Source organism: Cellulomonas sp. P4_H4, assembly GCF_056400865.1.
Map to the genome: position 1 here is coordinate 288,202 of NZ_JBFUKL010000001.1, position 12,816 is coordinate 301,017.

Below are 12,816 nucleotides of genomic sequence, written 5' to 3' on the forward strand. Positions count from 1 at the left end.
CGGGCTGACGCCTCAGTAGACGAGCGCCTGGGCGTCCGGGGCGAGAGCCTCCTCGACGAAGACCGCCGCGCCCGCGACGCGGATGCCGGGCAGGACGTCGGTCGGGCCGATCGCGCGGCGGGCTGCGCACTGCGTGCACACGGTGACCGAGCCCTCGGCGAGCACCAGGTCCAGCAGCTCGGCGAGCGGTGTGGCGTGCTCGAGGACCAGGTCGTCGGCGCGTCCCGGCAGCGCGAACCACGCGGACTCGCCGGTGAGCCAGAGGCTGACCGTCGCTCCTGCGGCGACCGCCGCGGCCGCGACGGTGAACGCCTGGTTGGTGGCTTCCGGGCGGTCGGTGCCGGACGTGGTCTTGATCACGAGAGAGCGCGCAGGGGTGGTCACCGGAACAGGTTAGGGGGATGCGCTCGTTAGGATCGGTGCATGACTGCGCTCGAGGGAGTCTTCATCGGCCTGCTGGTCGCGGCAACGCTGGCGATCGGCGGGATCGCGATGCTCGTCGTCTACCGGCTCTACAAGGGTCAGAGCTGACGCAGTCCTGCGTCCGCTCGTGACCGGGAGGCTCTGAGATGCCGTTCGTCCTGCCCGACCCCGAGGGCCTGGCGCCCGAGGTGTACCCGCTCGCCTGGCTGCTGGGCGCCTGGCGTGGCGAGGGAGTCGTGGACTACCCCGGTATCGACGAGGCGTCCTTCACCCAGGAGATCGTCTTCGACCACGACGGCGGCCCGTACCTGGCGTACACGTCCACGATCCGGCTCGTCGAGGCGCCCGCGGATCCGTCGGCGCTGGTCGACCCGGGTGCGGACATCCCCGACGGTCCCGTCTGGCAGACCGAGTCCGGCTACTGGCGGGTGCCGCCCGAGCGCCCCACCGACCACGGGCTGACCGACGAGCAGCACCCTGTCGAGGTGCTCGTGGCCGACCCGTCGGGGCACGTGGGCCTGTTCGTCGGGGCGGTCGGCAAGGGACGCATCGACCTGGTGAGCGACGTGATCGCGCGCGCGGCCAGCGGCGCGGACGTCAGCGCGGAGAAGCGGCTGTACGGGCTGGTCAACGGCGAGCTCATGTGGGCGCACGACATCGCGGCCTTCGGGCAACCGATGCAGTCGTACGCCTCGGGCCGGCTCGCCCGGGTCGAGGCCCTAGAAGCAGACGAGGAAGCATCGTGACCGTGCCCGCAGAGGTAGACGCAGCCCAGGCCGTCGAGCGCCACGGGGAGCCGCCGCGACACGCCAGTCCTCTGCTGAACCGCCGCGGAGCGGTTCGGGCGTCGGGTCCCGACGACGGCGTCGCCTGGCACTACGGCGACCCGACCGCCGAGCAGCGTGCCCTGAGCCGAGGCGGTGCGGTCGTCGACCAGTCGTACCTCGGCGTCGTCACGGTCAGCGGCCCCGACCGGCTCAGCTGGCTGAACTCGATCACGTCGCAGGAGCTGACCGCCTTGCCGCCTCGGACGAGCACCGAGCTGCTCGTGCTCAGCCCGCAGGGCCACGTCGAGCACGCGGCCGGCGTCGTCGACGACGGTGCGACGACGTGGTTGCTGACCGAGACGCCGATCGCGCTCGCCGCCTGGCTGAACCGCATGAAGTTCATGCTCCAGGTCGAGATCGCGGACGTCACCGACGACTGGGCAGCGATCGGCGAACCTGTCGACGCCGAGGGGACGCCCGAGGAGCCGGTGACCTGGCGCGACCCGTGGCCGACCACCGCGCCGGGCGGGACGCGGTACGGACCGGCCGACGACGAGCACCCCGGGGCGGACCGCGACTGGCGGCTCGTCCTGGTCCCGCGCGACCGCCTCGTCGAGGAGGTCCGGGCGCGTGAGGCGGCGGGCTGGCCGCTCGTCGGCACGTGGGCCAGCGAGGCGATGCGCGTCGAGGCGTGGCGTCCGAGGGCGTCCCACGAGGTCGACCACCGCACGATCCCGCACGAGCTCGACTGGCTGCGCACCGCGGTGCACCTGCACAAGGGCTGCTACCGCGGGCAGGAGACGGTCGCGCGCGTCCACAATCTGGGGCGTCCGCCGCGGCGGATCGTGATGCTGCACCTGGACGGCTCGGGTCACGTGCTGCCCGAGGTCGGCGCGCAGGTGCACGACGTGGTCCGCACCGAGACGTCGCAGGAGCCGGGGCGGCCCGTCGGGCAGGTGACCACCGTCGCGCGCCACCACGAGCTGGGTCCCGTCGCGCTCGCCGTGGTGAAGCGGTCGACGCCGGTCGACGCCGAGCTCGTCGTCGAGAGCGACGGCGGCGCCGTGGCGGTCAACCAGGAGGCGATCGTGCCGGGCGAGGGTGTCTCGACCGACCGGCCGGCGCCCCGTGGACCCGTGGCCCGCGGGCTGGGGCACCACCCGATGCTGTGACGGCCGAGCCGGCCGCTCCGGCGCGGCGCAACGTGCGCCTGGTCCTGGACTCCCGCGTCCGGCAGGGCCTCTCCCGCGTGCACGCCGCCTGGTTTCCGATCCTGCAGGCGTCGGTGGCGGCCGCGATCGCGTTCGGCATCGCGAAGTTCGTCGTCGGCCATCCCTACCCGTTCTTCGCTCCGGTCAGTGCATGGGTGGCCCTCGGTTTCACCGCCGACCGGTCGGTGCGCAAGGTGGCCGAGCTGGCCGTCGGCGTCGCGATCGGGGTCGCGCTCGGTGACCTGCTGGTGCACCTCATCGGCAACGGCGTGTGGCAGGTCGCGGTCGTCCTGTTCCTCGCCGCGACGATCGCCCGGTTCATCGACCGCGGCCCGATGCTCACGACCCAGGCCGGCGTCCAGGCGCTCGTCATCGTCGGGCTGCCGGTCGTCTCGGCAACAGGGGGCCCGCTCGGACGGTGGATCGACGCGGCCGTCGGTGGTGCGGTGGCGCTCGCGGTGGCGCTGCTGACTCCGCGCGATCCCCGTCGCCGGCCACGTGCACTCGCCCAGGCCGCGTGCGACGAGCTCGTCGGCGTCCTCAACCTGTTCGCCCGCGGGCTTCGTACCGGGTCGGGCGACGACGTCGAGGACGCCCTGGTGCGGGCCCGGGCGTCGCAGCCCGCGCTCGACGAGTGGTCCGAGACGGCTCGCAACGCCGGCGAGCTGGCGCGCGTGTCGCCGACGATCCGCCACCACCGCGAGGAGCTCGCCGGGCTGGAGCGGTCGGCCGTGCTGGTCGACCGGGCGATGCGCAACGCGCGTGTGCTGGTGCGCCGCTCGCTCGCGGCGGTCGAGGCGGGGACGCACGACCTCACGGAGGTCACGGCGCACGTCGAGGCGATGGCCAGCGCGACGGCCGAGCTGTCCGCGGCGCTCGGGTCCGGCCGCGAGCCCGTCAGGGCGCGCGCCACGCTGCTCGCCGTCCTGGCCGAGCTCGATCCGTTCGCGCTCGAGGACTTCCAGGTCCAGAGCCTGGTCCTGCTCCAGCGGTCGCTCGTGGTGGACCTCGCGGAGGCGGCCGGCATCGAGCCGCAGGTCGCACGCGACGCCCTCCCGGAGATCTGACCTGCTGCTCGCACCCACGCTGGCCTCGGTGTTCGGTACGGTCGCCGTGTGGACGTCTCGGTCAGCGCGCTGCGCGCAGAGCTCAAGCAATGGATCGAGGCCGCGCGTGCGGGCGAGGACGTGGTGATCACAGAACGTGGGATCCCCGTCGCCCGGCTCAGCGGCATCGAGTCGGCGGACCTGCTGGCGCGTCTGGAGCACGACGGCCTGCTCACGCCGGCGACCGCACCACGCCCCCCGGCCCGCCCCGGCGCCCCGGCGAAGGGCGGGGTCTCCGACCTCGTGCGCCGGCTGCGGCGCTGACGGGCTCCTGATGGCGATCGTCTATCTGGACACCAGCGCACTGGTGAAGCTCGTGGTCGACGAGCCCGGTTCCGCGCTCGTCGCGGCCCTGTGGGACGGCGCCGACCTCGTCGTGACGTCGCGCCTGTCCGATGCCGAGGTGCGCGCCGCGCTCGCGGGTGGCCGTCGGGCGGGCCGGCTCGACGACGACGGCGGGGCGACTGCCGAGTGGGACCGTCTCTGGCCGGGGCTGCACGTCCTCGAGCTCGGTGCATCGGTGACGGCGACGGCCGCCCAGCTCGTCGACCAGCACCCGCTGCGCGCCGCCGACGCCCTGCACCTCGCCTCCGCGCTCGAGCTGCGCTCGCCCGACCTGGTGGTCGCCGTGTGGGACGCGCACCTCGCCGCCGCGGCCCGGGCCGAGGGATTGCGGGTCGTTCCGTGACGGCGTCTCGTAGGCTCACCTCGTGATCGCCACCATCCAGCTGTTCCTGTTCTTTGCGTTCTATTTCGCGATCCTCGCGATCGCGGCGTGGGCGCTGATCGACCTGTCCCGGCGACCCACGAGCGCGTTCACCTCGGCCGGCAAGCTGACCAAGACGAAGTGGGCGCTCATCCTCACGACCGCGGTCGTCGTCGCGTTCATCTCGCTGCCGTACCCGCTCAACCTGCCGTTCCCGAGCTTCCTGGCCCTGCTGTCCGCGGTCGCCGCGGTGGTCTACCTGGTCGACGTGAAGCCCGCGGTCGCGCCCTACTCCGGTCGTCGTGGAGGCGGTGGCGGCCCGAGCCGTCCGTCCGGCGGCTGGTGACCGTGCGCGACGTCGCCACCGCGGCCGTCCCGCTCGCGCGGGTGCTGCGCGGGGGTCTGGTCGAGTCGGTCCACCTGGGGCACCTCGTCGTGCTCGCGCCCGACGGCTCGGTTCGGCTCGAGCTCGGCGACCCGTCCGTCACGATCTGGGCGCGGTCCTCGCTCAAGCCGTTGCAGGCAGTAGCGATGCTGCGCAGCGGGCTCGACGTCGACCGCGCGCTGCTGGCGCTCGTGTGCGCGAGCCACAACGGCGAGGGAGGGCACCTGGCCGTCGTCCGGACCCTGCTGTCGCTCGCGGGCCTGGGCGCCGACGATCTGCGCAACACCCCCGACTGGCCCCTGGACCCGGACGCCGCCTTCGAGTGGCGCAGCGACGGGCACGGCACGGAGCCGATCACCCAGAACTGCTCGGGCAAGCACGCCGGGATGCTCGCGACCTGTACCCAGAACGGGTGGTCGCTCGACTACCTCGACGCTGCGCACCCTCTGCAGGTAGCCATCCGCTCGACGGTCGAGGACCTGACCGGCGTCGAGGCCGAGCACGTCACGGTCGACGGCTGCGGCGCACCGCTGTTCTCGACGACGCTGACCGGGCTGGCGCGGTCCTTCGGGGCTGTCGCCTCGGCCTCGGAGGGACCTGAGGCCCGGGTCGCACGGGCCATGTCCGGCCACCCGTGGCACGTCGCGGGGACCGGACGCGACGCCACCCGCTTCATGGAGGCGGTCCCGGGTCTGGTGGCCAAGGACGGTGCCGACGGGATCTACGCGGCCGGCCTGCCCGACGGCTCGTCGGTGGCCTTCAAGGTGCTCGACGGCTCCGCGCGCCCCCGACCTGCCGTGCTCGCCGCGTCGCTCGCCGCCGCGGGAGTGGACCGCGCACTCGTCGAGGCAGTCGGGCTCACGCCCGTGCTCGGGCACGGCGTCCCCGTCGGCGAGGTCGTGGCCGCCTTCTGATGCGAGCCGTCGTCCAGCGCGTGACCCGCGCGTCCGTGACCGTCGACGGGATCGTCGTCGGTGCGATCGACCGTCCGGGACTGCTCGCGCTCGTCGGTGTGACGCCCGGGGACGGGCCGGCCCAGGTCGAGCTGATCGCACGCAAGATCGCCGAGCTGCGCATCCTGCGCGACGAGCAGTCAGCCGTCGACGTCGGTGCACCGGTCCTCGTCGTCAGCCAGTTCACGCTGTACGGCGACACCCGCAAGGGCCGTCGACCCACGTGGAACGCGGCTGCGCCGGCTGCCGTCGCTGAGCCATTAGTGGTAGCGGTCGTGGCCGCTCTCCGTGAGCGCGGGCTCGAGGTAGCGACCGGGGTGTTCGGTGCCGACATGGCCGTTGACCTGGTCAATGACGGTCCGGTGACGATCCTGCTGGAGTCGAACGCCTGACCTGGCGCTGGGCCCGGAGGATTTTCATCCGCTGCGGTAGGGCCATCGGGCCTTAGCATTCGCCATCGCTGTCGTGTAGCGCTTCACCTTGTGAGCGCGCGGTGGCCGCGGTCGACCATTGCATCTCACAACGGCGCGCGTTCGCCGCAACAGGAGGAAGACCCGTGCGTCGTTCTCGTCTCGTCCCCATGTCCGCTGCAGTTGCCGTGGGCGCCCTCCTTCTCCTCACCGCGTGCAGCGATGCCGGCGGGGGCTCGCATCTTGAGCTGTCGCCCGATGACGCCGGATCGTTCGGCCCGAGCGCCCTGGAGAAGGACCCCGCCATCGCAGCCCTCGTTCCCGAAGCGGTCGCGAGCAGCGGCAAGCTCGTCGTCGGCTCCGACACGTCCTACGCCCCGGCCGAGTACATCGACGAGTTCGGCGTGCCGGCCGGGTACGACGTGGACATCGCGCGCGCCATCGCCGTCGTGCTCGGCCTGGAGGCGGACATCCAGCCCGCCGACTTCGGCGCCATCATCCCGGAGACCGGGTCGACGTACGACCTCGGGATCTCGTCGTTCACCATCAACGCCGAGCGCCTGGCCGAGGCCAACATGGTCCAGTACTTCCAGGCCGGCGAGGCCTTCGCCGTCGAGAAGGGGAATCCGAAGCAGATCTCGGGCTCCGACCTGTGCGGCCTGACGGTGGGCGTCCAGACGGGCACGATCGAGGAGGAGGAGCTCGCCACCCTCTCGGGCGAGTGCACGGCAGCCGGCAAGAACGCGATCACGCCGGTGTCGTTGGCCAAGCAGACGGACGTGACGGCGACGCTCATCGACGGGAAGGCGGACCTCATGTACGCGGACTCTCCGATCATCGCCCACGCGATCCTGGAGGAGGCGGGCCAGCTCGAGCAGCTGGGCGACGTGTTCGCGAGCGCCCCGCAGGGGATCGTCGTCTCGAAGGACGCCCCCGCGCTCACGAGCGCGGTCCAGCAGGCCGTGCAGAAGCTCATCACTAGCGGCGACTACGGCCGGATCCTCACCGGCTGGGGCGTCCAGGCCGGTGCTGTCACCACCGCCGAGATCAACCCGGCGATCGACTGACATCCCTGCCGGCGCGACGCCGGACGTGAAGAGGGCCTCTCGGAGCATGCGTCCGAGGGGCCCTTTCTCGATGCCGGACCTCTCGATGTCGGACCTCGATGCCGGACATGAAGAAGGGCCCCTCGGAGTAAGCGTCCGAGGGGCCCCTCCGTGAACCGCAGGCCGTCCGTCCCCGGCGAACCGGGAACTGGCGCCACGCCGACGATGTGGCTACGTCCCGACACCCGGTGCGTCACCTGCTCGCGCTCCCCCGGAGGGGCACTCAAGCTGGCGACCCGCCGTGGGCGGGACGACTACGATCCACCGCCCGGTCCGTAGCGACCCTCGCGTCGTCATACGCGAGTCGTCGGGTTGCCCCTCCGATGTGGTCGCCCGTTCTCCGGCCGGCCCGAGCTCGACTGCCTGTCACCGCCGCCCAAGTCGCCCCCGAGGGGGTTCCTTCGCCGCCGGGCTCCGGTGCCCTCGAGAGGGCTCCGACGCCTGAGGTTCTGGTCCGTCCGGTGTGCTCCGTCGGCCGGTTCCGTGGGCCCCCGGAGGGGTTCCGTCACCTGCCGGCTTCTGCTCCCCGGAGGGGGCCCTTCGCCTGCGGATCTCGATCTGTCGACCTCGATGTGAGATTTCTAGTCCTGCGCTTCAACCCCCCGCAAGGGCTTCCGGAGGGTTTCTTTATCCACCGTTGACCCCACAGGGTCATCCACAGGGCGACCTGCGGAAACGTGCTGTTAACACAGGCCTGTGGACAAAATGTGTGGATGAAGGGTGTGGCGTTCACCCGTCCGCCGCGTGCCCCCCGGTACCCTCGGAGCAGGTGAAGGCCCCTCGGAGTAAGCGTCCGAGGGGCCTTTGCCTTGCGCACCGCCCGGAGTTGCCGTCCGGCCGCCCAGGCCTTGAATAGGTGCATGCGGATCGAGGCCGTCCAGGGTGACATCACGACGCAGGACGTCGACGCGATCGTCAACGCCGCGAACTCCGGCCTGCTGGGCGGGGGCGGGGTCGATGGTGCGATCCACGCGGCCGCCGGACCCGAGCTGCTGGTGGCGTGCCAGGAGCTGCGGCGCACGGTGCTGCCCGACGGACTGCCGGTCGGGGAGGCGGTCGTGACCGCAGGGTTCCGTCTGCCGGCGCGCTGGGTGATCCACACCGTCGGGCCCAACCGCCACCGTGGCCAGACCGATCCGGCGCTGCTGGCGTCGTGCTTCGCACGGGCGATGGGGGTCGCGGACGAGATCGGTGCCACGAGCGTCGCCTTCCCCGCCGTGAGCGCGGGGGTGTACGGCTGGTCGGTCGACGACGTCGCGCGGATCGCCGTCTCGACGACGCGCGCGACGCCGACGAGCGTCGAGCTGGTGCGGTTCGTGCTCTTCTCCGGCCCAGCGCTGACCGCGTTCGAGGCCGTGCTGGGGTGACCGGCTCGCGGTGACCGACCCGCGGTGGCCGCCCGCGGTGGTCAGGCCGCGTCGAGGGCCGTCAGCTCCTCCGGCGCGAGGATCAGGTCGGCGGCCAGCACGGAGTCCTGGATCGACGACGGACGCGAGGCGCCCGGGATCGGGATGACGACGGGCGCCTGTGCCAGCTCCCAGGCCAGGGCCACCTGCTGCGGGCTCACGTGATGGTTCGTCGCCACGGTCTGGAAGGTGTCGAAGCGCGACCCGAGGGCACCCGCGCGCGCGATCCCGCCGAGCGGGCTCCAGGGCAGGAAGGCCAGACCGAGCTCGGCGCACAGGTCGAGCTCGGGCTGCGACGAGCGGAATGCGGGCGAGTACTGGTTCTGCACCGAGACCAGGCGGCCTCCGAGCACCTCCTGCGCGAGCCGGATCTGGTCGGGGTTCGCGTTGGAGATGCCCGCGAGGCGGATCTTGCCGGCGTCCAGCAGCTCGGCCAGCACGCCGACCGACTCGGCGTACGGGACGCGCGGGTCCGGGCGGTGGAACTGGTAGAGCCCGATGGCGTCGACACCGAGGCGCTGCAGCGAGCCGTCGACCGCCTGCCGCAGGTGCTGCGGGGAGCCGTCGACGGTCCACGAGCCGTCGCCCGGGCGCAGGTGACCGCCCTTCGTCGCGACGAGCACGCCCGACGCGTCGCCGCCCCAGGTCCTCAGACCTTCGGCGATGAGGGACTCGTTGTGCCCCACGTCGTCGGCGTGCAGGTGGTACGCGTCGGCGGTGTCGATGAACGTGACGCCGGCGTCGAGGGCGGCGTGGATGGTGGCGAGCGAGCGTTCGCGGTCGGGTCGGCCTTCGATCGACATCGGCATGCCGCCGAGTCCGATGGCGCTGACCTTCACGTCTCCGAGGGTGCGTGTGTGCATGTACCCATCACAGACGGATCCGGCGCGGTCCGCATCCCCTCCAGGTGCGGACCGCGCCGGATCAGCTTTCTCAGGCGACCGGGACCGACTGCTGCTCGGCCTCGACCGCGGGAGTCGGGTCGGGCTTGCGGGCCAGGGCGCTGGGCCACCACATCATCTTGCCGATGTCGAGGTTCAGCGCCGTGACCAGCACGGACCGGACGATCAGGGTGTCGAGCAGGACGCCGAGCGCCACGGCGAACCCGATCTCGGCGAACGCGACCAGGGGCAGAGTGCCGAGGACCGCGAACGTTCCGGCGAGCACCAGGCCGGCCGAGGTGATGACGCCACCGGTTGCCGCCAGGGCGACCAGCGAGCCGCGGTGGTGACCGATCCTGATGGTCTCTTCCCGGACTCTCGTCATGAGGAAGATGTTGTAGTCGATCCCCAGGGCCACCAGGAAGACGAAGACGAACAGCGGGAAGGCTGTGTCTGCGCCCTCGTACCCGAACACGTACTTGAAGAAGAGCGCACTGATACCGATGGCCGCCGCGAACGACAGCACGACCGTGCCGATGAGCACCAGCGGCCCGAGGACGGCTCGCAGCAGGATCATCAGGACCACGAAGACCACCAGCAGGATGAGCGGGATGATCAGCTTGTTGTCGGCCACGGCGGCGCGCTGCACGTCGAGCGTGATGGCGCTGGTGCCGCCGACGAGGGCGTCGGCATCGGGCACGGCATGCACCGCGTCCCGGACCCGGTCGACGGTGTTGTACGCGTCCTGGCTGTCGGGAGCGGAGGTCAGCGTGCCCTCGATGTAGGTGACGCCGTCCTTGTCGCCCAGCGGCTGGACGCTGGCCGTGTCGATGCCCTCGACGTCCGCGAAGACGCCGACCACGTCGGATGCCTGGTCGGTGTTCGCGATGACCACCACCGGTGCACCGGCGCCGCCCGGGAAGTGCGCCGCGAGGACCTTCTCGCCCTCGATCGACGGCTGCTCGGAGGTGAACGACCCCTCGTTGCTCAGGCCGGTCGCGTTGAGTGCGACGACGCCGAAGCCCGCGATGAGCAGGGCGAGCGACGTGACGACCCAGGTGCGGCGCGGGCGGCGCTCGATGCGCGTCCCGACGCGGGACCAGAAGCCGTGCTCCGACGGCTCCGCGTCACCGAGCTTCGGCGCACGCGGCCAGAACACCCAGCGACCGCACGTGACGAGCAGCGCGGGCAGGAGCGTCAGCATGACGATCACGGCGACGACGATGCCGATGGCAGCGACCGGACCGAGGCCCGCGGTGGACGCGATCGAGGCGAAGAGCAGCACGAGCATCGAGATCGCGACGGTGGCGCCGCTCGCGATGATCGCCGGGCTGGCGCGGTGCAGGGCGAGCGCCATCGCCTCGTGCCGGTCGCCGTGCTTGCGCAGCTCTTCTCGATATCGGGCGGTGAGCAGCAGCGCGTAGTCGGTCCCGGCGCCGAACACGAGGACGGTGAGGATGCCCGCGCTCTGCGCGTTCACGGTCAGGCCCGCGTTGTCGGCCAGCAGGTAGATGACGGCCTGCGAGACGGTCAGCGCGACGCCCGCGGAGATGACGGGCAGGAGCCACAGGATCGGGCTGCGGTAGGTGAGCAGCAGGATGATGATGACCACGCCGGCGGCCGAGAACAGCAGCGTGCTGTCCAGACCCTCGAACGCCGCGGACGAGTCCGCGGCCGCGCCCGCAGGCCCGGTGATGTAGACGCTCATCCCGTCGGCGCCGTCCTCCGCGGTGGCGCGCAGGTCGACGACGGCGTCGGCGGCCAGGTTCCAGCCGTCGCTGCCGAGGTCGAGCGGGACGATGATCTGGGCGGCCTCGCCGTCCTCGGACGGGACCGGCCCGACGACCGCTCCGTCCAGCGTGTCGAGCGTGCCGAACTCCTCGGCGTCGGCGGCCACGACCGCCATGTCGGCCTCGGTGAGCCCGCCGTCACGCTGGTAGACGATGACTGCGGGGATCGTGTTGGACGAGACGAACCCGGTCGCGACGTCGAGGACCTGGGTCGACTCGGCGCTCTGCGGCAGCCAGGACTTCGCGTCGTTGCTCTGTGCGTCGGTGAGCTTGCCCGCGAGCGGGCCGAGCACAGCGACGACCACGAGCCAGAAGGCGATGATCAAGAACTTGACGTAGCGGTGGGTGATCCAACCGGCGACGTGAGCCATGGGTGTACTCCTGCAGAGGTGTCGGCGTCGACTTGGAGGGTGCGGCCAGACCGACGGTGATACCTCGTCGCGGAAACTGGGCCGTGGTGTGTGTGGAACTAGGATTCCGCCGTTTCCCCGACCAGGGATATAGGGGATACCCCCGAATGTTCTCTCAGGGAGCCCCTAGGAAGCACTCAGTTTTCGAGAGTCCTCCCTCAGGGGACTCTCAGGAACAGGCCGCGACCGCCCGCGAGACGTCCTCCGCGTCGTTCCACAGGTGGAAAGCGAGCCGCACGCCGCCCCCGCGTCCGGCGGTGCGGCAGCCGTGGTCGGCGAGGCGGTTCCGCCGGGTGCCGGCGGCGTCGTCGGGAAGCCGGACGATCGCGCTGTCGGACGGTTCGAGGCCGACACCCGCGCGGAACGCGTTGGCCAGCCCGACGTCGTACGCGTGCACGGCCGACAGGTCCGCCGCCGCGAACGCCTCGAGGACCGGTGCTGCGCCGACCCAGCTCAGCCAGGAGGGCGAGACGTCGAACCGGCGGGCGTCGTCGGCGAGCCGCATGGCCGGGCCGTAGACGCTGCCCCAGACGTCCTGGCCCGCGTACCAGCCGGCTCCGGTCGGGCGCAGGTCGGCGTCGGGCCGCACAGTCAGGAACGCGGCGCCGCGTGGTGCGGAGAGCCACTTGTAGGCGGCGCAGACCGTGACGTCGTAGGCCGACGCGTCGACCGGTAGCCATCCGGCGGCCTGAGTGACGTCGCAGACGGTGCGGGCGCCGTGCGCCGCCGCGGCCACGCGGACCTGGTCCGGCGCGACGCGCCCGTCGCGGGACTGCACCAGCGAGTAGGCGACGACGTCGGTGGTGTCGCGGACCTCGTCGGCGAGCCGGTCGAGCGGGACGTAGCGCACGGTGACGCCGCGGTCCGCGTGCACCTCGAACGGGAACGTCACCGACGTGAAGTCGCCCTCGACGGCGAGCACCTCGGCTCCGTCGGGCAGGCTCGCGGCGACGATGCCGATCTGGACGCTCGCCTGCGACCCGATCGCGACCGCGCTCTGGTCGACCCCGACGATCCGCGCGTAGGCGGCCCGGCTCCGTGCCACCGCCTCGTCGTAGACCGCCAGGTCTGCCTTGCCTGCCTGCCAGGTGTCGAGACCGTCGCGCAGCGCCTCGACCGTCGCCCGGGCCGGTAGGCCGCACGTCGCCGCGTCGAGATAGCCCCGCACGGGGTCGAAGGCGGTACGCAGATCGTCCATGCGGTCGATGCTGCCCGGCGATGCGGCCATCACACAACGGCAACCTGTTGCCGCTCTCCATAAC

Annotated in this window: 14 protein-coding genes; 10 read left to right on the top strand and 4 right to left on the bottom strand. The window is 71.9% G+C overall.

From position 1 onward, the window contains the following. Nucleotides 1–12 precede the first annotated feature (12 nt). Entirely contained in the window at nt 13–384 is a 372-nt protein-coding gene (locus tag AC1DPN_RS01485) for a DsrE family protein (RefSeq protein ID WP_477082950.1), read from the bottom strand. Nucleotides 385–569: 185 nt separating this feature from the next. Here AC1DPN_RS01485 and AC1DPN_RS01490 point away from each other — a divergent pair, with 185 nt between their 5' ends. From AC1DPN_RS01490 to AC1DPN_RS01535, 10 genes are all read left to right on the top strand, one after another. After that, on the top strand, nt 570–1,169 hold the full coding sequence (locus AC1DPN_RS01490) for a heme-binding beta-barrel domain-containing protein (RefSeq protein ID WP_477082951.1): 600 nt from the start codon (nt 570–572) through the stop codon (nt 1,167–1,169). Between the two features lie 2 nt (nt 1,170–1,171). Beyond that, nucleotides 1,172–2,362, top strand: coding sequence for a CAF17-like 4Fe-4S cluster assembly/insertion protein YgfZ (ygfZ, locus tag AC1DPN_RS01495; protein WP_477083830.1), 1,191 nt, complete (start codon nt 1,172–1,174; stop codon nt 2,360–2,362). Beyond that, complete coding sequence (locus AC1DPN_RS01500; RefSeq protein WP_477082952.1) at nt 2,359–3,468, top strand: FUSC family protein; 1,110 nt, start codon at nt 2,359–2,361, stop codon at nt 3,466–3,468. Before ygfZ ends, AC1DPN_RS01500 begins: the two co-directional genes overlap by 4 nt. A gap of 48 nt (nt 3,469–3,516) precedes the next feature. Continuing rightward, entirely contained in the window at nt 3,517–3,771 is a 255-nt protein-coding gene (locus tag AC1DPN_RS01505; RefSeq protein WP_477082953.1) for a type II toxin-antitoxin system Phd/YefM family antitoxin, read from the top strand. Nucleotides 3,772–3,781: 10 nt separating this feature from the next. After that, a complete protein-coding gene (locus AC1DPN_RS01510; RefSeq protein WP_477082954.1) occupies nt 3,782–4,195 on the top strand; it encodes a type II toxin-antitoxin system VapC family toxin in 414 nt (137 codons plus the stop codon). Nucleotides 4,196–4,217: 22 nt separating this feature from the next. Then, on the top strand, nt 4,218–4,559 hold the full coding sequence (locus AC1DPN_RS01515) for a DUF2516 family protein (RefSeq protein WP_477082955.1): 342 nt from the start codon (nt 4,218–4,220) through the stop codon (nt 4,557–4,559). Nucleotides 4,560–4,561: 2 nt separating this feature from the next. Further along, nucleotides 4,562–5,512 (top strand): asparaginase, encoded by a 951-nt coding sequence (locus AC1DPN_RS01520; protein WP_477082956.1) that lies wholly within the window; start codon nt 4,562–4,564, stop codon nt 5,510–5,512. Beyond that, entirely contained in the window at nt 5,512–5,943 is a 432-nt protein-coding gene (dtd, locus tag AC1DPN_RS01525) for a D-aminoacyl-tRNA deacylase (protein ID WP_477082957.1), read from the top strand. The genes AC1DPN_RS01520 and dtd overlap by 1 nt, the downstream gene beginning before the upstream one ends. Before the next feature lie 188 nt (nt 5,944–6,131). Then, nucleotides 6,132–7,028, top strand: a complete 897-nt coding sequence (locus AC1DPN_RS01530) for an ABC transporter substrate-binding protein (RefSeq protein ID WP_477082958.1) — start codon at nt 6,132–6,134, stop codon at nt 7,026–7,028. 899 nt (nt 7,029–7,927) lie between these two features. Beyond that, nucleotides 7,928–8,434 carry an O-acetyl-ADP-ribose deacetylase gene (locus AC1DPN_RS01535; RefSeq protein WP_477082959.1) on the top strand — a complete coding sequence of 169 codons (507 nt, stop codon included), beginning with the start codon at nt 7,928–7,930 and terminating at the stop codon, nt 8,432–8,434. Nucleotides 8,435–8,475: 41 nt separating this feature from the next. Here AC1DPN_RS01535 and AC1DPN_RS01540 read toward each other — a convergent pair whose 3' ends face one another. The 3 genes from AC1DPN_RS01540 to AC1DPN_RS01550 form a co-directional block, all read right to left on the bottom strand. Continuing rightward, entirely contained in the window at nt 8,476–9,336 is an 861-nt protein-coding gene (locus AC1DPN_RS01540; RefSeq protein WP_477082960.1) for an aldo/keto reductase, read from the bottom strand. Nucleotides 9,337–9,406: 70 nt separating this feature from the next. Further along, nucleotides 9,407–11,515, bottom strand: coding sequence for an MMPL family transporter (locus AC1DPN_RS01545; protein WP_477082961.1), 2,109 nt, complete (start codon nt 11,513–11,515; stop codon nt 9,407–9,409). 208 nt (nt 11,516–11,723) lie between these two features. After that, nucleotides 11,724–12,752 (bottom strand): aminotransferase class V-fold PLP-dependent enzyme, encoded by a 1,029-nt coding sequence (locus tag AC1DPN_RS01550; RefSeq protein WP_477082962.1) that lies wholly within the window; start codon nt 12,750–12,752, stop codon nt 11,724–11,726. Nucleotides 12,753–12,816 lie beyond the last annotated feature (64 nt).

Coding starts and splice junctions, on each gene's coding strand:
- AC1DPN_RS01540 (WP_477082960.1), bottom strand. CDS start 9,336: ATGCACACACGCACCCTCGGAGACGTGAAGGTCAGCGCCATCGGACTC.
- AC1DPN_RS01510 (WP_477082954.1), top strand. CDS start 3,782: ATGGCGATCGTCTATCTGGACACCAGCGCACTGGTGAAGCTCGTGGTC.
- AC1DPN_RS01535 (WP_477082959.1), top strand. CDS start 7,928: ATGCGGATCGAGGCCGTCCAGGGTGACATCACGACGCAGGACGTCGAC.
- dtd (WP_477082957.1), top strand. CDS start 5,512: ATGCGAGCCGTCGTCCAGCGCGTGACCCGCGCGTCCGTGACCGTCGAC.
- AC1DPN_RS01545 (WP_477082961.1), bottom strand. CDS start 11,515: ATGGCTCACGTCGCCGGTTGGATCACCCACCGCTACGTCAAGTTCTTG.
- AC1DPN_RS01490 (WP_477082951.1), top strand. CDS start 570: ATGCCGTTCGTCCTGCCCGACCCCGAGGGCCTGGCGCCCGAGGTGTAC.
- AC1DPN_RS01550 (WP_477082962.1), bottom strand. CDS start 12,752: ATGGACGATCTGCGTACCGCCTTCGACCCCGTGCGGGGCTATCTCGAC.
- AC1DPN_RS01530 (WP_477082958.1), top strand. CDS start 6,132: ATGTCCGCTGCAGTTGCCGTGGGCGCCCTCCTTCTCCTCACCGCGTGC.